This is a genomic window from Agromyces humatus (assembly GCF_021228295.1).
GTDB lineage: Bacteria > Actinomycetota > Actinomycetes > Actinomycetales > Microbacteriaceae > Agromyces > Agromyces humatus.
Map to the genome: position 1 here is coordinate 220275 of NZ_JAJQPD010000006.1, position 20416 is coordinate 240690.

13 protein-coding genes are annotated in these 20416 nt (G+C 71.1%); 4 read left to right on the plus strand and 9 right to left on the minus strand.

The window, feature by feature from the left end; translation table 11 throughout:
• Positions 1-104: 104 nt before the first annotated feature.
• The 4 genes from LSF15_RS12100 to LSF15_RS12115 all read right to left on the minus strand — a co-directional run bounded on the left by LSF15_RS12100 (position 105) and on the right by LSF15_RS12115 (position 6085).
• Positions 105-974 (minus strand): hypothetical protein, encoded by an 870-nt coding sequence (locus LSF15_RS12100; protein ID WP_232498790.1) that lies wholly within the window; start codon positions 972-974, stop codon positions 105-107.
• A gap of 140 nt (positions 975-1114) precedes the next feature.
• Positions 1115-1978 (minus strand): class I SAM-dependent methyltransferase, encoded by an 864-nt coding sequence (locus tag LSF15_RS12105; protein WP_232498791.1) that lies wholly within the window; start codon positions 1976-1978, stop codon positions 1115-1117.
• On the minus strand, positions 1975-4839 hold the full coding sequence (locus LSF15_RS12110; RefSeq protein ID WP_372459996.1) for a UPF0182 family membrane protein: 2865 nt from the start codon (positions 4837-4839) through the stop codon (positions 1975-1977). The genes LSF15_RS12105 and LSF15_RS12110 overlap by 4 nt, the downstream gene beginning before the upstream one ends.
• A 130-nt stretch (positions 4840-4969) precedes the next feature.
• On the minus strand, positions 4970-6085 hold the full coding sequence (locus LSF15_RS12115) for a YlbL family protein (RefSeq protein WP_232498793.1): 1116 nt from the start codon (positions 6083-6085) through the stop codon (positions 4970-4972).
• A gap of 217 nt (positions 6086-6302) precedes the next feature.
• Between LSF15_RS12115 and LSF15_RS12120 the strand changes: the two genes are divergently transcribed.
• Positions 6303-7622: a zinc-dependent metalloprotease gene (locus LSF15_RS12120; RefSeq protein WP_232498879.1), complete on the plus strand. Its 1320-nt coding sequence runs from the start codon at positions 6303-6305 to the stop codon at positions 7620-7622.
• A gap of 845 nt (positions 7623-8467) precedes the next feature.
• Here LSF15_RS12120 and LSF15_RS12125 read toward each other — a convergent pair.
• Together LSF15_RS12125 and nudC are read right to left on the minus strand one after the other, a co-directional pair.
• Positions 8468-10231 (minus strand): ATP-dependent helicase, encoded by a 1764-nt coding sequence (locus tag LSF15_RS12125; RefSeq protein ID WP_232498794.1) that lies wholly within the window; start codon positions 10229-10231, stop codon positions 8468-8470.
• Positions 10216-11172 carry an NAD(+) diphosphatase gene (gene nudC, locus LSF15_RS12130; protein ID WP_232498795.1) on the minus strand — a complete coding sequence of 319 codons (957 nt, stop codon included), beginning with the start codon at positions 11170-11172 and terminating at the stop codon, positions 10216-10218. The genes LSF15_RS12125 and nudC overlap by 16 nt, the downstream gene beginning before the upstream one ends.
• 86 nt (positions 11173-11258) lie before the next feature.
• Here nudC and LSF15_RS12135 point away from each other — a divergent pair, with 86 nt between their 5' ends.
• Entirely contained in the window at positions 11259-12554 is a 1296-nt protein-coding gene (locus LSF15_RS12135; protein ID WP_232498796.1) for a phosphotransferase, read from the plus strand.
• On the opposite strand, the gene LSF15_RS12140 is transcribed toward LSF15_RS12135, so the two are convergent.
• The gene (locus LSF15_RS12140) at positions 12482-15847 is read right to left on the minus strand and encodes an ATP-dependent helicase (RefSeq protein ID WP_232498797.1); all 3366 of its coding nucleotides are present in this window, start codon (positions 15845-15847) and stop codon (positions 12482-12484) included. The genes LSF15_RS12135 and LSF15_RS12140 overlap by 73 nt on opposite strands.
• Positions 15844-18960: a UrvD/REP family ATP-dependent DNA helicase gene (locus LSF15_RS12145; RefSeq protein WP_232498798.1), complete on the minus strand. Its 3117-nt coding sequence runs from the start codon at positions 18958-18960 to the stop codon at positions 15844-15846. The genes LSF15_RS12140 and LSF15_RS12145 overlap by 4 nt, the downstream gene beginning before the upstream one ends.
• Positions 18961-19053: 93 nt before the next feature.
• Here LSF15_RS12145 and LSF15_RS12150 point away from each other — a divergent pair, with 93 nt between their 5' ends.
• Both LSF15_RS12150 and LSF15_RS12155 read left to right on the plus strand, forming a co-directional pair.
• A complete protein-coding gene (locus tag LSF15_RS12150) occupies positions 19054-19278 on the plus strand; it encodes a DUF3107 domain-containing protein (protein ID WP_232498799.1) in 225 nt (74 codons plus the stop codon).
• 2 nt (positions 19279-19280) lie between these two features.
• The gene (locus LSF15_RS12155; protein WP_232498800.1) at positions 19281-19586 is read left to right on the plus strand and encodes a hypothetical protein; all 306 of its coding nucleotides are present in this window, start codon (positions 19281-19283) and stop codon (positions 19584-19586) included.
• Between the two features lie 45 nt (positions 19587-19631).
• Here LSF15_RS12155 and LSF15_RS12160 read toward each other — a convergent pair whose 3' ends face one another.
• Positions 19632-20342, minus strand: coding sequence for a ferritin-like fold-containing protein (locus tag LSF15_RS12160; protein ID WP_232498880.1), 711 nt, complete (start codon positions 20340-20342; stop codon positions 19632-19634).
• Positions 20343-20416 lie beyond the last annotated feature (74 nt).

Genomic DNA, 20416 nt, shown 5'->3' on the forward strand with positions numbered 1-20416 from the left:
CCGGCGCGGCGATTGCGGGCCGCTCCACGACAGTGCGTCCGAGACGGCGGACTTGCTGCTCGTGGCCGAAATCGATGGGACGGCCGTCGAGCCACAGACAGGCCCTAGTGCGAAGGCGCCGTCTGGCTGTACACGCCTGCACTGACCTCGTACGCGTGCGCCTCGAGTGCCAGCGCTTCCGCGCGGATCGCCGCGAGCGCCTCGGGACTCAACTGCGTCGTGTTGCGCAGCTGCAGTTCTTCTTTCTCGTCAGGATCGCCCCGCCATCCGACGCGGACTTCACCGATGCCCCTGGCGTAGTGCTTGAGCTGGAAGATCCCCTCCTCGCCGAGGCTCGATTCGGCGATGACCAGCGTCTCCTCGTAGCAGCCGGAGTATGTGCACGTACTCCCGCCCACCTCATCGATGGTGCCGTAGTCGGTCCATTCCACAGACTCGGCATAGCCTTGGAAGTAGCTGGGCATCCCCATCTTCGGGTCGGCCCACATCTTGACACCGGGGCGCGCGTCGCCGGAGCCGGCGATCCAGGTCGGGGCGGCGACGACCTCCTCGTTCTCATACTCCACCGGGTGCTCGCCGAAGTACCAGACATCGCCCTCCTGGTTCTGGGCGTAGAAGGCGATCTCCTTCTCGACGATCTCGCCGTCGGCGATGTCGACGATCCACGCCACCGCCGTCTCGACTCCTTGAATCTCCTTCGTCAGGTCGGTGACCGTGAACTCGATACTGTGGGGGGTCGTCTCCTCGGGCGTCTCGAGGAACCCGTCGTAGGTCCACTGTGTGCCGGGAAGCATGGCGAGCCACGGGTTGTCGATGACCGCGGAAGAATCGTCGAAATCCGCCGGATCGAACTCGATGTGCTCCGGTTCCGCCGGGAGCGGCGTCGGCGGCGTGGCCGCATCGGGCGCACCCTCGCCACCACTGGTCTCCTGCGTCGAAGCGCCGACTCCGCAGGCCGAAACCGCGGCCAGCATCAGGAGCCCCAGCCCCGGAAGGACAACTCGACGATTTCTCATTTTCCTCGCCCCGTCCCCCATGGTACAGGTTGGTTCGCGAGAATCATGTGCCGATTCCAGTGCTCCGAAGTCGGGCGATCGGGCGGCTTCCCGGCTCGTCAGGGCGGCGATTCGGGTGCCGCGGCGACCAGTTCGAATGAGAGCGGCAGGAAGCGCGCGTCAGGCCAGCCGAACATGCCGTCGCCAAGGGGGGCCAGCACGGGGAATGCCTGCCACGGAACGCTGTACCCCTCGGTGTAGGACTCGATATCGAGGCCCGCACCGCGCACCGCGCCAAGCACCGTGTCGATCGGATGCGTCCACTCCCAGGTTCGGGCGTTCGTGATCACGGCGTCGGGGTCGGCATAGTCGCTGGGGTCGTCGATGACGTCGGGTGCGTCGTTCGAGTACGCGTAGGTGAACGTCGGCATTCCGTGGGCGCCGCCGGCCCCCTCGAACACCATCGCCACCGGATGCCCCTCGGCGAAGTACAGACGGCCACCGGGCTTCAGGAACCACGAGACGATGCGAGCCCATTCGGCCACGTCGGGAAGCCAGATGATCGTGCCCCACGTCACGAAGACGAGGTCGAACGACTCTGGCTCGGGCAGCATGTGCCGTGCGTCGTAGACGTTCGCCTCGATGAATCGGGCGCGGTGCGAGAGATCGAGTTCGTCGGCCATGCGCCTCGCCTCGGCGACGGCGGCCGGCGCGAAGTCGATGCCCACGACGGTCGCGCCGAGGTTCGCGAGCGACAGCGAGTCGGAGCCGAAGTGACACTGCAGGTGCAGCACGCGGACGCCCTCGAGCCCGTCGGGGTAGAGCCGCTCGATTCCCGCCCGGGCGACGGGGTCGAGCACTCCCCCGCCGGCCCGCAACGGCGTCTGGTCGTAGAAGTCGGATGCGAGATGCACGCCGACCCGCTCGTCCCAGCTGGCCCGATTGTCGTCGAGCCACTCGCCGCCGTTGAGGTCGGTGGTCATTCGCCGGTGTCTGCGGGGGCGTTCTGCGTGCCGGTGAGGGTGAGCAGGCTCGCGATGATCTCGGCGAGCTTCGCATCGGCCGCACCGTAGGCGGCCCAGTCGCCCTCGGCGAGCGCCGCCTGCTTGTTCTGCAGTTCTTGCGCCGCCTCGTTCAACAGGGCCTGCACCTCGTCGCTCGGCGCGACCGGTGTGGTCGGCGGGGTCTCACCCTCGCCCTCGGCGGGCGGGGTCGTCGGCGCGGCGGGGTCGACCTCCTCATCGCCCGCCGCGGCGCCGGAGTCACCGCCGAAGAGCACATCGAGTGCCTGGTCGAGCGTGTCCTGGAAGGCGATCTGGTCGCCGAACGCGACGAGCACCTTCTGCAGCAGCGGGAAGCTCGTGTTGCCCGTCGACCTGACGTACACGGGCTGCACATACAACAGGCCGCCGCCGACCGGCACCGTGAGCAGGTTGCCGTTGATCACGTCGGACTGGCCCTGCTTCAGCAGGTTGAGCGACTGGGAGACAGTCGGGTCGGAGTTGAATTTCGCCTGCACCTGCCCCGGGCCCGGCACGTTGTCGTCTTCGGGCAACGTCAACAGCCGCAGCTTGCCGTAGCCCTCGGCGCGTTCGCCGTCGGTGGCACCCGCGTCGGCGTCGACCGCGAGGTAGCCGCGCAGCACGTTGCGGCTCTGGTCGCCGCTCGCCTCGGGGATGAACGTCGAATAGAGCGAATAGGTCGGCGCGTCCTGACCGGGCATCTGCATCGTCAGGTAGTACGGCTGCTGCAGAATCGTGGTGTTCGCGCCCGCGGTCGGGTCCTTCGGCGTCGTCCATGCGTCGTCGCGCGAGTAGAACGAGCCGGCCTCGGTGACGTGGTAGCGGCCGAGCACGGCACGCTGCATCTTGAACAGGTCGGCCGGGTACCGCACGTGGCTCAGGAGGTCGCCCGACATCGCGGTCATCGGCTCGAGGGTCGCCGGGAAGACCTTCTGCCAGGTCTGCAGGATCGGATCTTCCTCGTCCCACGCGTAGAGCGTGACTGAGCCGTCGTAGGCGTCGACGGTGGCCTTGACCGAGTTGCGGATGTAGTTGACCTCATCGAACGCGAGCGTCGGCGCGACGCCTTCGCTGTCGGCGATGGCATCGCTCATCGAGACCTTGTTCGAGTAGGGGTACTGGTCGGACAGCGTGTAGCCGTCGACGATCCACACGATGCGGCCGTCGACGACCGACGGGTACGTGTCGCTGTCGAGCGTGAGGTATGGGGCCACCTTCTGCACACGCTGGATGGGATCGCGGTCGTAGAGGATCTGCGAATCGGTGGTGACCTCGTCGGAGAGGAAGATCTGCTCGGACTGGAACTTCAGCGCGTACACCAGCTTCGTGAAGATGTTGTCGAGCGCCGGCCCGCCATCGCCCTCGAAGGTCGTCTGCGTCTGCCGGTCGTTGTCGCCGCCCGCCGGGTAGTCGAGCTCGATCGGGTCGTTCCCCTCGGGTGCGCCGACGATCGAGTACTGCGGCGACCCCTCGCCGAAGTAGACGCGCGGCTCGAACTCGCCGAGGTCGCCCGTCTGCGGGATGCCCGACTGCAGGAAGACCGGCTGGCCGTCGACGGAGCGCTGGTTGCCCGCTGCGGCCACGAGGCCGTAGCCGTGCGTGTAGACGAGGTGCGAGTTGAACCACGTGTCGGCGTCACCGAGGCCCGAGACGTCCACGTCGCGGACGGCGACGACGGTATCGCGCGTCTCGCCGTCGATCTCGTAGCGGTCGACGTCGAGCGCCTCGGGGAACTGGTAGTACTGACGGAACTGCTCGAGCTGCTGGAACGCCGGCGCCATCACGAGCGGGTCCATGAGCCGGATGTTCGCGGTGGTCTGGGCGTCGGCGCGCAGCGCGCCCTGCTCGGCATCGGTCTTCGCCTCGAAGGGGATCTCCTCGACGTCGGCGACGCCGTAGGCCTCACGCGTGAGGTCGATGTTGCGTTGCACGTACGGCGCCTCGAGCGACTTCGCGTTCGGTTCGACCTGGAACCGCTCGACGACCCACGGGTAGAGCGAGCCGATGATCAGGCTCGTGACGATGAGCAGCGCGGTTCCGACGAGCGGAAGGCGCCAGCGACCGATGATCGCGGTCACGAAGAACAGGATCGCGACGACTCCGGCGACGGCGGCGAGGATGCCCCTGCCGGGGATCGTGGCGTTCACGTCGGTGTAGGCCGCACCCGTGATGAGCGAGCCGGTCTCGGTGACGGTTGCGTACTGGTCGAGCCAGATGCTCACGGCCTGCAGCAGCAGGTAGATGCCCGCGGTGACGGCGATCTGCACACGGGCCGACTTGGAGATGACGACCTCACGGCCGCTGACGCGGATCGCGCCGTAGAGGTAGTTGGTGGCGATGACGAGCAGCACCGAAAGCAGCACCACGGCCGAGGCGAACCCGACGATGGAGCGGTAGAACGGCAATTCGAAGACGTAGAACCCGATGTCGAAGCCGAACTGGGGGTCGGTCGTGCCGAACGGCGTGCGGTTCAGCCAGGCGAGCGTGCCCTCCCAACGGCTCGACGCCGAGACGCCCGCGAAGATGCCGAGCACGACCGGGATGCCGTACATCGCGAGGCGGCGCAGCGGCTCGAACACCTCTTGGTAACGATCGAGTTGCGAATTGAGTTTCGCGTACACGGGGCGGGTGCGATAGGCGATCTGGATCGACGCCCAGACCGGCACCGCCATCGCGAGGAACCCGATGACGAACAGCACGATGCGCGAGATCCACTCGGTCGTGAGCACCGGGAGGTAGCCGAGCTGGTCGTACCAGAGCACGTCGGCATAAAGCCCGGTGAACGCGAAGAACGCGATCACGAGCGCAGCCACCGCCCCGATGGTGATCGCGATCGGCGCGCGCCGTCGCGTGTTCCTCGGTTCTTGGGTCTGTGCTGACACTCTCGGCCTCAATGTTCGGTCGGATGGGATCGACAATCCATCCTATGGTCGCGATTCTTGGAACGGGCTGTCACCCGTCGACGCACATGGGGTACGAACCGGAGAGTTCGCCGTCGGCGACGTCTTCGACGATGGTGCGCGCCTCGTCGAGCGTCTCGACCGCGAAGACGGTGAGACCGTCGGGGACGTGGTCGACGACCTCGTCGCAGTTCGCCTCGGGAGCGAGGAACCACTCGGCGCCGGCATCGAGCGCGCCCCAGAGCTTCTGGCGAACGCCGCCGATGCCTCCGACCGCCCCGGCCGAGTCGATCGTGCCGGTGCCGGCGACGATCTCTCCGCCGGTCATCGCACCGGGCGTGAGCTTGTCGACGATGCCCAATGCGAACATCATCCCGGCGCTGGGCCCGCCCACGTTGTCGAGCTGCAGTTCGACGTCGATGGGGAAGTCGTAGGTCATGCGCACGCCGACTCCCAGCACGGCGGTGCCGTTGCGATCGACCGGGGTCACCTCGACCGTCTGCTCGACGCCGTCGCGCACGAGCACGATCGACGCCGGGTCATCCGAACCGTGCTCGCGCACAGCCCGCTGCAGCTCGCCGACCGAGTGCACCTCGGTGCCGTCGAGCGAGAGGATGACGTCGCCCTCTTCGATGACGCCATCGGCCGGTGAATCCTCGAGAAGCGTGACGACCGTGACCTCGCGCGGGAAGTCGCGACCGAGCTCGACGAGCGCGGCCGCGATCGCGTCCTGCTGCGAATCGACCATGGCGGCTTGATTCTGTTCGTCGCGCTGCTCGTTGGTGACGCCGGGCGGGAAGATCGCCTCGGCGGGGACGACCGAGCGGGTGCGGTCGAACCACGCGGCGAGCACCTCGAGCCAGTTCGGCGTCGCGCCCGGGCGCCCGACGACCGACACCGTCAGCAGGTTGAGTTCGCCGTCGGTCGGGTAGGTCGTCTCGTCGGGGATCTCGATGAGGGGCACCTCTTCGCCGTCGCCGTTCTCGGCGACGCCGAGAGTGTCGTAGACGGGGCCCGGTTGCTCGATCACGTACGGCGACGGCATCAGGGCGAACACGATCGCGATGACCGTTGCGAGGGTGATCGCGCCCCACCCGATGCGCTCGCGGCGCGAGCGTCGCTCGGAACGGGCATGCGACGACGCAGGCTCGTCGGAGAAGAGGGCCATCGGTGTTCCTTCCGGGGCGACGGGTCGTCGCAGATGCGCGCCGGGGCCGGCGCTGTTCGCGAAGGGCGGACACCCGGAACGCCCAGCCTAGGCCATTTCCCAGACATGCCGCCGTGCGGCGGCGTTACGGTTGAGAACACGAAATGTGGAGGTGACGGCAGTGGCCGATCAGCGCGACGAGCCCGGCGAGCCCAACCCCGAAGACGAGTTCCGCGAGATGCTCCGCGAGCTGCTCTCGGGCTCGGGCGGCATCGACCCCTCGAGCCTCGCGGGCGCCGCCGGGCTGCCCAGCGACCCTGCCGCCCTCGCTGCGCTCTTCGCCCAGCTGCAGCAGGCGATGAACAACGCCGACGACGGCATCGACTGGAGCGTGGCCCTCCGCCAGGGCGAAGAGCGGGCGGCTTCGGCGCAGACCCAGATCACCGCCGACGAACGCGCCCGCTTCGACCAGGCCTTCCAGGTCGCGTCGCTGTGGCTCGACGAGGCCGTCGACTTCTCATCGCTGCCCCAGACCCCCGAGGTGCTCACACGCCGCGCCTGGGTGTCGGCGACCATGGCGATCTGGTCGCAGCTCGCCGAGCCGGTCGCACTGTCGATCTCCGACGCGCTCACGCGCGTCATGACCGAGCAGGCGCCCGAAGAGATGCGCTCGATGATCGCGGGCGCGAGCCGCATGATGCGCGGCATCGGCGGTGCGCTCTTCGCGATGCAGCTCGGCCAGGTCGTCGGCCAGCTCGCGACCGAGGTCGTCTCCGGCGGCGACGTCGGCATCCCGCTCCTCGACGACGGTCGCGCCGCGATCCTGCCGCAGAACGCCGCCGAGTTCGGCGCCGGCCTCGACATCCCGAACGACCAGGTCGAGCTGTACCTCGCCGTGCGCGAGCTCGCGCACGCGCGCCTGTTCCGGCATGCGCGCTGGCTTCGCCTCCACCTGATCACCGCGATCACGGCCTTCGCACGCGGCATCGACATCGACACCGACCGCCTCGAGCAGCTCGCCGAGGGATTCGACCCCTCGAACACCGAAGAGCTCCGCAATGCGGTCGTGAGCGGCGCGCTCATCCGTCCCAAGAGCGAGGCGCAGCAGGCCGCGCTCGACCGGCTCGAGACCATGCTCGCCCTCGTCGAGGGATGGGTCGACGCGGCGACCGCCGACGCGACGTCGCGCCTGCCGAAGTCCGACGCGGTCGCCGAGTCCATTCGACGCCGACGTGCGTCGGGCGGACCGGCCGAGTCCGCCTTCGCGACACTCGTCGGCCTCGAGCTGCGACCGCGTCGACTCCGCGAGGCGACCGCGATGTGGCGCGCAGTCACCGAAGCGGTCGGCGTCGAGGCGCGTGACGCACTGTGGGCGCACCCCGACCTTCTGCCGACGGCAGCAGACCTCGACGATTCGAGCGCGCTCGTCGCCCGGCTCACCGGTGCCGACAGCGCCGGAGCCACCGCCGACGACGAGTTCGATCAGGCGCTCGAGCAACTGCTGCGCGGCGAGACGCCCGCGGCACCCGGCGAAGACGGCGAGGCCCCGAAGGGCTGAGCCCGGGCGCCCGACGGGTCTCGAGACGCCCCGCGCCTCGGCCAGTGGATTCGCCTGTGGAAGGATTCCGCGGCGATCCCGAGGATTCGGGCATGCTCTGGCCATGGCCCCGCGCATCGACCCGGCACTCCCCCTCGTGTGGCGCTCGCCCGCCGAGTTGCAGCTCGGCGGCCTGACCCCGCGCGTCGTGATCCGCGACCCGGGCGGGCTCGAGACCGGGCTGGTGGCCGCCCTGCGACACGGCGCCGGGTATTCGACGCTCCGCACGATCGGCGCGGGACTCGACGGCTCGCCCGCCGAGGTCGAGCGAGTGCTCGAGCTGCTCGCACCGGCCTTCGACGAGGCGACGGATGTCTCGTGCCGCACGGCCGATCGACGCACCGGCCGAGTCGTGGTCGACGCCGACGGCGAGGTCGCCCGCCTGCTGCTTGCGAATCTCACCGCGCTCGGCCACAGCGCGGTGAAGGTCGACGAAGTCGACGGCGATGCCGGCGGCAACGACGGCGACGAGGTCGCCCTCGTCGTGATCGCCGCGGCATGGGTGATCCCGCCGGCACGCCACCTGCCGTGGTTACGGCGCGACGTGCCCCACCTCGCCGTCGTCGACGACGAGCGCGGCATCACCGTCGGTCCGTTCGTCGAGCCCGGGCTCGGCCCGTGCCTTCGCTGCGTCGAGCTCGACCGGCGTGATGCCGACGGTGCGTGGCCGGCGATCGCGGCGCAGCTCGCCGGGCGACCCGCCCCGCACCCGGGCCGCCGCTCGGCGTTCGACGCGGCCGCGGCCGCGGCATCCGCCGTCGACGATCACCTGCGACTCGGCCGCAGCGCCCTTGCAGGGGCTTCGCTCACGCTCGCGGCCGGCGCGCCTCCGTCGGTCGTGACGCACCGGCCGCATCCCGAGTGCGGCTGCCGAGCTCCAGCAGGAACCTCGACGGCTCCCGTTCGCCCCGATGCGCGCCACCCTGGCGCGCCCAGCTCAGTTCGAGGCGTCGCCGTGCCCGCGTGATGCCGACGTAGAGCAGCCGTCGCTCTTCGTCGATCGCGTCGAAGCCCTTGGCGTAGGCGATGGGCAACATCCCCTCGCTGAGGCCGACGACGAACACCTCGTCCCACTCGAGGCCCTTCGCCGAGTGCAGTGTCGCGAGCGTGACGACCGCGAGCGCCGGTTCGTGCTGCGCCTCGGCCCGTGCCCGCAGGTCGTCGGCGAACTGCCGGAACGTCGTGCCCTCGGGCGCGTCGTCGACGAGCCGTGCGATCGCATTGAGCGACTCCCAGCGACTGCGCACTGCGCCCGGGGCTTCGGGCGGTTGCGCGCTCCACCCGAGCGATCGCAGCACGTCGCTCACCGACTTGAAGAGCGGCTCGCCCGAGATCGTGAGGGCGGCGGCGCGCAGCGCGTGCACCGCCTGGCGCACCTCGGGCTGGTCGAAGAACCTCGCGGCCCCGCGCACCCGCGACCCCACCCCGACATCGTCGAGGGCGCGCTCGAGGATCGCGGACTGCGAGTTCACGCGCATGAGCACGGCGATCGACTCGGGTGCCGCGCCCTCGTCGATGCGGTTGCGGATGCGGGTCGCGACGCCCCTCGCCTCGGCGAGCTCGTCGGCGTACGCGACGATGTCGGGCTCCGGGACATCCGCCCGGCTCTCGCCTTCGATCGCCGACTCCAGCCGCAGCGCACCCGCACGACCGCGCATCAAGCGGTTCGCGGTGCCGACGATCTCGGCGGTCGATCGATAGTTGCGTTCGAGCCGCACGACCGTGGCGTCGGCGTAGCGCCGCTCGAACCCCAGCAGGTACTCGGAGCTCGCCCCCGCGAACGAGTAGATGGTCTGGCTGGCGTCACCGACGACGCAGAGGTCGTCGCGATCGCCGAGCCACAGCTCGAGCAATTGCTGCTGCACGGGCGAGACGTCCTGGTACTCGTCGACGATGAAGTGACGGTAGCTTTCGCGAACGTGCATGGCGACGGATGCCTCGGACTCGATCATTCCCGCCGTCGCGAGCAGCACGTCCTCGAAGTCGAGCATGCGCCGCTCGTCTTTCAGCTGCTCGTACGCCTCGACGAGCGCGAGGAACTGGTCGGGTGTGAGGCTGCCGGGCGCACCGCGCGTCGCGAGTCTCGCGTGGAAGGCCTCGGCGCCGCGCCCGCCCACCTTGCGCCACTCGATCTCGGAGGCGACGTCGCGCAACGTGGGCACGTCGACCCTGAGCCGCACACGCTCGGCGGCCTGGCCGAGGAGGCGCCCCTTGTACTCGAGCACCCGCGGCGCCGACCCGCCCGCGACGATCGGCCAGAAGTGGTTGAGTTGCGCGAGCGCCGCCGCGTGGAACGTGCGCGCGTGCACGGCACCCGCGCCGAGTCGGCCCAGGCGTGCGCGCAGTTCGGCCGCTGCACGCGCGGTGAACGTCAGCGCCATGACCCGGGCCGGGTCGTACGACCCCGACGCGACCCCGTAGGCGATGCGATGCGTGATCGCCCGGGTCTTGCCGGTGCCCGCGCCGGCGAGCACGCACACCGGGCCGTTCAGCGCCTCGGCGACGACGCGCTGCTCGTCGTCGAGCGCCGCGAGCAGCGGATCGTCGACCGAGGTCACGACGTCGGCCATGCAGGCAGGCGCCCCTCGGGGTCGATGGGGCCGCCGTACCAGCGTTCGATGAGCCAGCGCGCGATCGACGTCTCGCCGGGCAGCACCACTCCGTCGAACGCCGCGGTGATCTCGTTGCGCGTGAACCAGCGCAGCTCGAGGATCTCGTCGCCGTCGGGCTTCGCCGCCGCGGGGTCGACGCCGGGTGCCAGACGCGCCGTGAACCCCAGCATGAGACTCGCGGGCAGTGGCCACGGCTGCGAGGCGACGTACTCGACGCGATCGACGACGAGCCCCGCCTCTTCGCCGATCTCGCGGACGACCGCGGACTCGAGCGACTCGCCCGGCTCCACGAATCCCGCGAGCAGCGAGAACCGGCGCTGCTCCCACAGTGCGTTCGAGCCGAGCAGCAACCGGTCGTCGTCGTCGGTGACGATCACGATGACGGCCGGATCGGTGCGCGGGAAGACGAGGTTGCCTTCGCGCTCGCAACGCCGCGCCCAACCGGCCTGCACCGGTTCGGTCGGTGCGCCGCATCGAGGGCAGAAGGCGTGACCGGCATGCCAGTTCGCGAGTGCGATCGACTCGACCGCGAGGCCGGTGTGGTTCGCGGTCAGCACCGGCGCCGCGGTGCGCAGCCCCTGCCAGCGGGCGGCCTCGGGCTCGATGAGATCGGCTGCGGCATCGTCGAAGACACGGAGCTCGACGGGCGTGTCGCCGTCGCGACCCAGGTAGCAGCGCAACGTCGGCGCCGGCAGGTCGGCGGGATGCCGCAGCTCGAGCGCGGGCTCGGATCCCTCGACGCGCTCGGAGATGAGCACCCGGTGGCCACGCACTGCGACCACCCGCGAGGCCGGATCGGCATCGAACCGCGCGGCGAACGCCGGGTCGTCGCGCTCCACCGCGTCTCGATCGATGACGGCGCGAGCGAACGGCGGCGCCGACAGGTCGGGATCGGTCACAGTGCACCCTTCGCGGCTCGATGCGGTGTCGGCCCGAACGCGTGGCGGTCGCCCGAAGCCGGAGATGCCTGCTTAAGCTGTGTGCCATGGCCAGACCTCCTCTCACCTTAGCCGCGTTGGCCACGGCGGCAGTGCCCGGCCTCGAGGTGCGCGCGGCACGATCCCACACGCGGCGCAGCCACGGGGCGTTCGACGCCGTCGAGTTCCACACCACCGACGACCGGCACCTGCTCATCCGGGTGCCGCGCTCGCAGGCTGCCGAGACCGAGCAGTCGGCCGACCTCGTCGCCCTTCGCGCGATGAGCCCCGGAATCCGCTCGCGGCTGGCGTTCCGCGTGCCCACGTTCGTCGGTCAGGCGCCCATCGACGGCACCCGCGGAGTCGTCACGGAGCTCATTCCCGGCGCGATGCTGGGCGCCGATGAGCTGACGGCACACGACCGGCTCGCGGCATCCGTCGGACTCGCGGTCGCCGCGATCCACTCACTGCCCACCGGATTCATCGCCGACGCCGGACTCCCCCGCCAGACCGCCGAGCAGTCGCGCGACGCGGTCGTCGAGCTCGTCGGCCGGGCGGCCGACACGGGCCGCCTGCCTGCCGCGATCCTGCGCCGTTGGGAGGAGGCGACCGACGATGCCGCGCTCTGGCGGTTCCGTCCGACCGTCGTGAACGGCGCCCTCACGGCCGACTCGATCCTCGTCGACGGAGACACCGTGAGCGGGGTGCTCGGCTGGGCGGCGCTCGCCGAGAGCGACCCCGCCCGCGACCTGCACTGGCTGCTCACGTCGCGCGGCCAGGCCGCCGAGTCGGCGCTCGGCGCCTACGTCGGCGCGCGCAACGGCGGTGCCGACTCCCACCTGCCGCAGCGGGCCCTGCTCTACGGCGAGCTCGAACTCGCCCGCTGGCTGCTGCACGGCGTCGACGCCCATGACGACGCCATCATCGACGACGCCGTCGGGCTGCTCGACGGCCTCGTCGAGAGCGTGCACGACCGGTCGAGCGAACCGCTGTCGCCCGAGACCGGCCCGATCCTCGCCGTCGGCGACGTCGAACGGCTGCTCGATGAGACGCCCCACGATCGGCTCGCACGCGAGCGCGGTGGCGCCCTGCTGACCGACAGCTACGACGTCTCGGAGTTCGAACGCCACGCGGCGGGCGAACGGCCGGCCCCGCCGATGGACGCGACCGCTCCGATGCCGCTCGACCTCAGCGACTGGGGTGATGCGGCGCCGCTGCGCCCCGCCGAGCGCGAGCCGGGCGCCGATCGTGCGGCGGCCGCCGATCGCACGGCGAGTAGACCCGACGGCGATCAGGCCGAGGGCGCGGCGGACGCCGCCGCCTCCACCGACGACCAGGCTCGGCGCAACGCGGCTTCGTCGTAGAGCCCGTCGGGCCTGATGACGCGGTCGTCTTCGACGAAGTAGAAGACCGCGTCGACCGACTCGGGGTCGATGCCGGCCCAGCTCGCGTATGCCAGCCGGTAGAGCGCGAGCTGCGTCTGCTTGAGCTCGAGGTCGCGTGCGTCGCGTGGAGATTTTCCGGTCTTCCAGTCGACGACCTGCACACGGATGCCCCGTGCCGCCAGTTCACTGTCGGGGTCGACGTCGTACACGGCGTCGAGCTTGCACACGAAGACGTTCGCGCCGATCGGCAGGTGGAGCTCGAGTTCGACGGAGCGCGGCTTGCGACGACCCCATTCGGAGGCGGCGAACGTCGACTGCAGGGCACGCAGCCGCTCAGGCGAGGCATCGTCGACCACCGCGCCGCGCCCATCGCCTCCACTGCGGTCAGCGGCGAGCCCGTCGGCGGCAAGCCCGGCGGCGGCGAGCCCGTCGGCGGCCATGCCGAGGCCGAGGCCGAGTCCGAACGGGTCGAGCCGGTCGAGGTCGTCGAGCGCCGATGCCGCTCCCTCACCGGTCGAGCGATGCTCGACCCACTCGTGGAAGAGCGTGCCGAGGCGAGTGGCCCGGAACGGCCGCTGCGGCAACGGCCGGCGCAGGGCCGCACCCACCGCGGCCGGGTCGTCGACATAGTCCTTGAACCGCGACGCCGGCACGCGGGCCGGGATCTCGATGACCGCGTCGCCCTCGTCGCGGCGGCGACGCTCTTCGAGGAGCAGCCGCAGGTGCTCGGCGAGTCGCGGCCCGATGCCCGATCCGCTCGGAAGTTCGGCCGCGGCACGCACGGCATCGGCTGCGGCCACGACCGCCGTGCGTCGTGCTGAGAGCGGGTCGAGCGGCCAGCGCGGCCGCTCGCCGAGATCGCCGCGGGGGTTCTCATCGGCGCTCGGTGCGGTCGGCAACACGTCGACCGGGATGATGTCGGCCTGGACGAGCTCGCGCAGGAACGGGCTCGGTTGCCGGGGCGCCTTCTGGGTGGACCACCATGAGCCGGTGAGCAGCAGCTCGGCGCGAGCGCGGGTGAGGGCGACGTAGGAGAGGCGTCGCTCTTCATCGGCGTGCCGCTCGCGGTTCTCTTCGGCGAACGCCGAGACCGCCTGATCGAACTCCGCCTGGCTCTGTACGCCGCGCCACTGCAGCTCGGGCAACTCGTCGGCGTCGCCCTTGAACTCGTTCGGCAGCTCGCCGAACGCCAGCCAGCCCCTGGCCGAACGCGGCTTCGACGGCAGTTCGGCGTCGACGAGCCTCGGAATGGCGACGAGATCCCACTCGAGTCCCTTGGAGCCGTGGATCGAGAGCACCTGTACGGCACCCGGTTCGGGATCGTCTTGGCGGGGTGCGAGGCGGTCGCGCTGCTCGGCCTCGGTGAGCCAGCCGAGGAACGCACCGAGCGTGGGGTGCTCGGCCACGTCGACGAATGCGGAGAGCAGCTCGTCGAACGCCTCGAGGCTCGGGGCCCCGAGCGGTTGTGCGGCATTCGCGGCGACCTCGATGTCGAGCAGCAGCTCCTGCTGCACGAGACTCACGAAGTCGACGAGGCCCAGCCCGGCACGCCGGCGCAGCGACTGCAACTGCGCGCCGGCTCGACGCATGCGCCCGAGGCCGATCGCGCTGAAGCCGCGAAGCGCCGAATGCGTGTCGGGTGCGTTCAACAGGAAGTCGAGGGCGTCGACGATCGAGGGCGACTCGTCGGCGGCGATCGAGGCGCGCAAGCCGGCGCGAACCTCGTCGGCCAGGCGACGTGTCGAGAGGTCGCGGTCGACGAGCCACTTCGCGAGGCCGTGGAGCGCGGCGAGATCAGCTGGGCCGATGCGCCACCGGGCGCCGCCGAGCACGCGGACGAGTTCTGACCCGGCGGTCGGGTCGTGCAGCACGCGCAACGCGCACACCAGGTCGGCGATGACCGGTTGGTCGAGCAGCCCGGCCATTCCGAGCACGTGCACCGGCACGCCCCGAGCGCGGAGCGCTGCGGTGAAGACACCCACGTTCGCGAAGGTGCGACAGAGCAGCGCCCCACTCGCCCCGTCGCCGGCGCCACGCCCCAGTCGCCGCTTGAACCATTCCGCGACCCTGTCGGCCTCGTCTTCGACGGTCTCGGCCCAGGCGACGTCGAGCCGGCCCGGCCCCGCGAAGGGCGACGCGGTGAGCGGCGCCTTGGGGATCCCGGCGTCGAGCGGGGCGATGAGCACGTTCGCCGCGTCGAGGACGATGCGGGGGTTGCGCCAGCTCGTGGACAGGTCGTACACGCTCGCCGACGCCTGTCGCGCGAAGTCACGCCCGAAGCGCGCGAGGTTCGCGGCGCTCGCGCCCCGCCAGCCGTAGATCGACTGGTCGGGGTCGCCGACCGCCATCACGGGTTGGTCGGCGAAGAGCGTCGACAGCAGTCGCGTCTGCACGACGCTCGTGTCTTGGTACTCGTCGAGCAGCACCGTTCGATACCGCTCACGGTGAGCCGCCACGACCTCGGGGTGCTGCTCGCAGATGGCGAGCGCGAGCGCGATCTGGTCGGAGAACTCGACGTATCCGCGCTGCTGCTTCGCCGTGGCGTAGGCGTCGGCGAGTTCGAGCAGCGGCGGCAGCGCGTCGACGACGCCGAGGGCGTCGACGAAGGACGCGAAGTCGGTGCGTTTGCGCGGCGCCTCGATCGGCAGGCCTCGCATCTGCAGGAAGTCGCGCGCCATCGCCCGCACGTCGCGACTGTCGGCGACGTTCTCGGCGAGCGATCGACTGAGCGAGAGCACCGCCGCCGTGATGCGGTCGAGTGTCGCGTCGAGTTCGACGAGCCGAGGGTCGGTCGACGCGGCGACGACCGATCGGGCCAACTGCCATGCGGATGCCTCGCCGAGCACGGCCGCGTCGGGCTCGCGCCCGATGAGCATCGCGTGCTCGCGGTAGATCGAGCTGGCGAACGCGTTGTACGTGCCGACCGACGCCGACTCCAGCGGATCGAGCGAGACGTCGGCGATGCCCTCGTCGACGAGTTGCGACACGCGCTGACGCACGCGGTCGGCGAGCTCGGCGGCGGCCTTGCGCGTGAACGTCAGCCCGAGCACCTCGGGCACGTCGACGTGGCCGTTCGCGAGCAGCCAGACGACGCGGTTCGCCATGGTCTCGGTCTTGCCGCTGCCGGCCCCCGCGACCACGATGCTCTGGCCGCGCGGGTCGGCCTCGATCACGGCGCGTTGCTCGGGGGTGGGCGCATGCAGCCCGAGCCGGGTGGCGATCTCGAGCGCGCTGAGCACTGCGCGGGTCGCTGCCCCGCTCGTACCGCTCACGCGGACACCGCCGGAACGAGGTGCACGCGGTACTGCCAGCCGGCGAATCGCGATCGGTAGCCGAGTTCGGCGGGCCCCTCGAACTCGCTGCCGGCCATCGTGTGCCCGACCGCGGCGAGCCGCTCGCGGAACGCCGCCTCGGCGGCCTCGTCGAACGGCTGCTGCACGCGCTCGGTATATGCCACGCCACGTGCGGGCTTCGCGAGGTAGACGAGCTTGGCTCCCCCCAGAACGCCGCCGCTCGGGATCTCGCCGACGCGAGCTGCGAGCTGGTAGGCCGCGAGCTGCGGATGCGCCGCGGTCTGCTCGCCCGTCGGCGGGGTGCGGCCCGTCTTGAGGTCGACGATGACCGTCGTTCCGTCGGCGGATGCCTCGACCCGGTCGATCGTTCCGGAGATGCGCACTCGATCGACGACGAGCGTGAACCGCCCCTCGGCTCCGAGCAGCACCTTGCCGTCGTCGGCGAAGTTCGCCAGGTAGTCGGCTGCGCCCTCGGCCATCTTGCGGGCGCCCCGCCGCTCGCGCTCGGCGACCCAGCCCGCATCGAACCGCAGTTCGCGCCACCGCGCCTCTACGGCCGACCAGATCGTCTCGATGCTCGTATCGCCGTCGTCGCGCGCGCCGACCTCTTCGACGACCGCGTGCACGAGCGTGCCGATCGACGCGGCGACGCCCGAAGGCGGCGAGGCGACGTGATCGATGAACCAGCCGAGCGGCGACTCCTCGGCACGATCGATCTGCGACGGCGAGATCGGCACGAGTGCCTCGGGGTCGCCGTCGAGATCGACGAGGGGGGCGACGGTCGATGGTTCGGCGAGGCCGTACCAGTCGGCCGGATCAGCGCCGGGCACGCCCGCCTCGGCGAGCAGGGCGAGCGCTGCCGGAGCCTCGCCCGACGGGGACGCGACCGCCTCGTGGCGAAGGGCGCCCACGAGCCCGCGCAGGTGCAGCGGACGCCGTCGACCCGCACGGATGCGATCGGGGGCGCAGCCCATGAGCATCGAGGGCTGCTCGTCGTCGTTGGCGGTGCAGCTGAGCACGAGCTGTCGCTCGGCGCGCGATGCCGCGAGCGCGAACAGGCGAAGCTCATCGCCGCGTACCGACGCCCGCGCGGCGGGCACACCCTCGGGCGAGGGCAACGGCACTCCCGACCGTGCGGCCGCCGCGGCTCGGGCGAGGAGGCCCGCGTGCAGCAGTGTGCCCCGCGGACGCAGGTTCGGCCAGACACCGTCTTGCAGGCCCGCGATGACCACCACCTCGAACGAGCGGCCGATGAGGGACGGCGGTGTCGCGACGACCACGGTCTCGGCACTGCGCTGGGGCGCCAGGGAGTCTTCGGGCAGCTCGCTCGCCAGGACCTCGTCGACGAACCTGGCGGCCGACCCGTCGGGCTCGCGCTCGACGTGGCGCTGCGCCGCGGCGAAGAGCGCGACCGCGGCGTCGAGCGCACGGTTCGCCTCATCGGCGAGCACGCCCGTGCCGCGCGCCTGCGCGCCCCACTCGGTGGCGAGCCCGCTGCCGTCCCACAGCGCCCACAGCACGTCCTCGATCGACCCCCCGCTCAGGGCGACCGCTCGTGCAGTCGCGAGCACCTTCGCGAGCCGAGCGGCGCGACGGGCGGGTGCTGCGTCGATCGTCTCGAAACCACCCGGCGCGGCGAGCGCGTCGACGAGCAGTTCGTCGCCCGTGCGATCGCCGCCCGCCGCGAGTTCGTCGTGCCGCAGCGCCAGGCGGAGCCGCCGCAGGCCCACACCGTCGAGGCGCCCGATGGGCCCGGTCAGCAGCGCGATGGCGAGTTCGGGGGTGAGCGGTTCACGCTCGAGCACGAGCGACGCCGCCGCGAGCAGGGCCGCCGCCGTCGGTGCGTCGCGCAGCGCCGTGCGCGCCGCGCTGCCGGCCGTGGGCACGTCGGCGAGCGCGAGCCCGCGTTCGAACGCGGGCACGTCGCCACCCGACCGCAGGACCACCGCCATCTTCGACCAGGGCACGCCATCGAGCAGATGGCGCTCGCGCAGCACGCCGGCGACGGCCTGGCATTCGGCGGCGTGCGACGGGGCCTCGATGCCGAGCACCGGGACGAGCGCGTCGGCCACCGGTGCGGAGGAGTCGTGCCGGGGCGCCACCGCCGCCGAGCGATGCCGGCCGCCGAGCGCCGTGCCGATATGCGCGGTCGTCGACTGCACGATGCCCCGGAGCGCCGCGTTTCCGCGGCGCACCGACGGCAGGTCGACGCGGCGCACCTCGGCGCCGTCGAGCACACCCGCGAGCGAGCCCAGCAACTCGGGGCGGCCACCCCGGAAGCCGTTGCTCGCGACGTCGGGGTCGCCGAGCGCCACGACCTGGGTGCCGCGCGCGGCGAAGGCGCCCAGCAGCGCGGCCGTGGTCTCGGTCGCCTCCTGCGCGTCGTCGACGACGAGCAGGCGCAACCCCGCCAGGGTGCCGAGCGCTCGCACCGCACCGGAATCATCGGCACTGCGCCGCACGATCGCCGCGGCGAAGGCGCCGAGCTCGCTCGAGTCGAACTGGGTCGGGCGCAGCTGCTCTTTCACCTCGGCGTACTCCGCGAGGAACTCCCCCGCGGCGACCCACTCGGGCCGCCCGGCGCGGCGACCGAGTTCTGAAAGTTGCACGGCCTCGACACCGTGCTCGACCGCACGCATCATGAGGTCGCGCAGCTCGGAGCGGAACCCGCGCAGCGAGCGCACCTCGGGTGTGAGGGGATCGGGCCACTCCGGGCCGAAGCCGTCGCGGATGCCGCCCTCGAGGAGCTCGCTGATGATGTGGTCGTGCTCGGCGCCCGTGAGCAGCGTGACCGGCGCCTCGGTATAGGCACGGACGAGTTGGAACGCGATCGAGTTCGCCGTGCGGGCGAGCGGACCCCGGGTGGTGACCCCGAGCCGTACCGCGAGCGCATCACGCAACGAGGTGGCCGCGGAGCGGGTGGCCGACACCACGAGCACGTCGTCGGTGGAGTACCCGAGTCGCTCGACGCGATCGGCGACGAGCTCGATCGCGAGGGTCGTCTTGCCGCTGCCGGGCGCGCCGAACACCGCCGTGTGATCGCCCGCGACGAGCTGTTCGAGGAGGTCGGGAACGGACCGGGTGCCCTGCATGGGCGCAACGCTAACCCGTTCCGCCGACAGTGAACGCGAACGGCTCGGCACGTCGGGTGTCGTAGTGTTTCAGCAACAGGAGAAAGGCGTACAGTGGACGTTCGCATCGGCATCCAGCACTCACCCCGTGAACTCGGCTTCGAGACTTCCCAGTCGGCCGCCGAGGTCGAGCAGGCGGTCGCCGCCGCCCTCGCCGGGCAGTCGCCGGTGCTCAAGCTCTCCGACGACAAGGGCACCGTCTACGTGGTTCCGGCCGCGGCGCTCGCCTATGTCGAGATCGGCTCCGAGGAGTCGCGTCGCGTCGGCTTCGTCGCCTGACGATGGAACTCCTCTTCGTCGCCGTCGGCGGAGCGATCCTCGGCGTCGCCGCTCATTTCGCCTTCCACTACCGGCACCTGCGCGGCGTCGTCGTCGTGCCCGCCATCGGCACTGCCGTCGCGGCGGTCGTCTGGGTCGGTCTCACCTGGCTCGGCTGGGCCTGGGACGGCGGCTGGATCTGGGTCGTCTCGCTCGTGGCTGCCGGCCTCGCATCCGCGGCGTCCGCGTACCTCATCGGGCCGGGTCGCGAGCGCGCAGACGTCGCGCTCTTCGAGCGGCTGTCGCGTCCGGGCAGCGGGCGCGCCTGAGCGGATGTCGCGACGCGGGTCGCGCTGAGGCCGGTCGGGTGCGGCTCAGGCGGTGAGACCGAGCGCGTCCATGCGACGCGTGTGCTCGGCGATGAGCTCGGTGAACACCGGTTCGACGCGTTCGCCCGACCGATCGGCCGAGTCACTGGCCCGCAACGCCGACCGCGCGATGAGCAATGTGTCGCCCACGATGCTGCGCCCCCACAGGGCGAGCCGGTCGGCAAGGCCAGGGTCGGCCCGGATCGCCGCGCGCAACTCGGATTCGAGCACGCCTGCGGCGCCCGCCTCGTGCAGGATGGCGCGAACCCGCGTGCCGAGTTCGGTGGGCAGTCCCTCGGCGAGGCGCGAGAAGTAGTCGTCGAGCATGCCCGAGGTGACGTGGATGCCGAGGAGCAGTTCGTACCAGTCGGCGCCCGCCGTCGACTCACCGAGCCGGTCGGTGGCGGGGGCGAACGGCGCCATCACGGCTTCGGGCTCGACGTCGAGTCGGCGCAGCTCGGCGATGAGTGCGTGGTGCTTGCGCAGTGCGACTCCTGCTGCGGCGCTCAGGCCCTCTTTCGCGGCGAGGGTCGGCGCCGTCGCCACCGCCCGCGAAAGGGACTCGAAGAAGTCGAGCTGGATGTACGCGGCCTGCCCCAGGAACGCCACCGGTTCGGGGACGAGCTCGGTGAAATCGACGCGGGTCAAATCGGTCGGCACGACTCGCGGGCGCAGCCGCGGCAGCTCGGGGCGCGCACCGCGCCGATTCGACCACATCACCACGAACACAGCCTATCCGAGGCTCACAGACTGTCTCCGATAGGGTAGAGGCTGCACGCGGGCGATGGAAC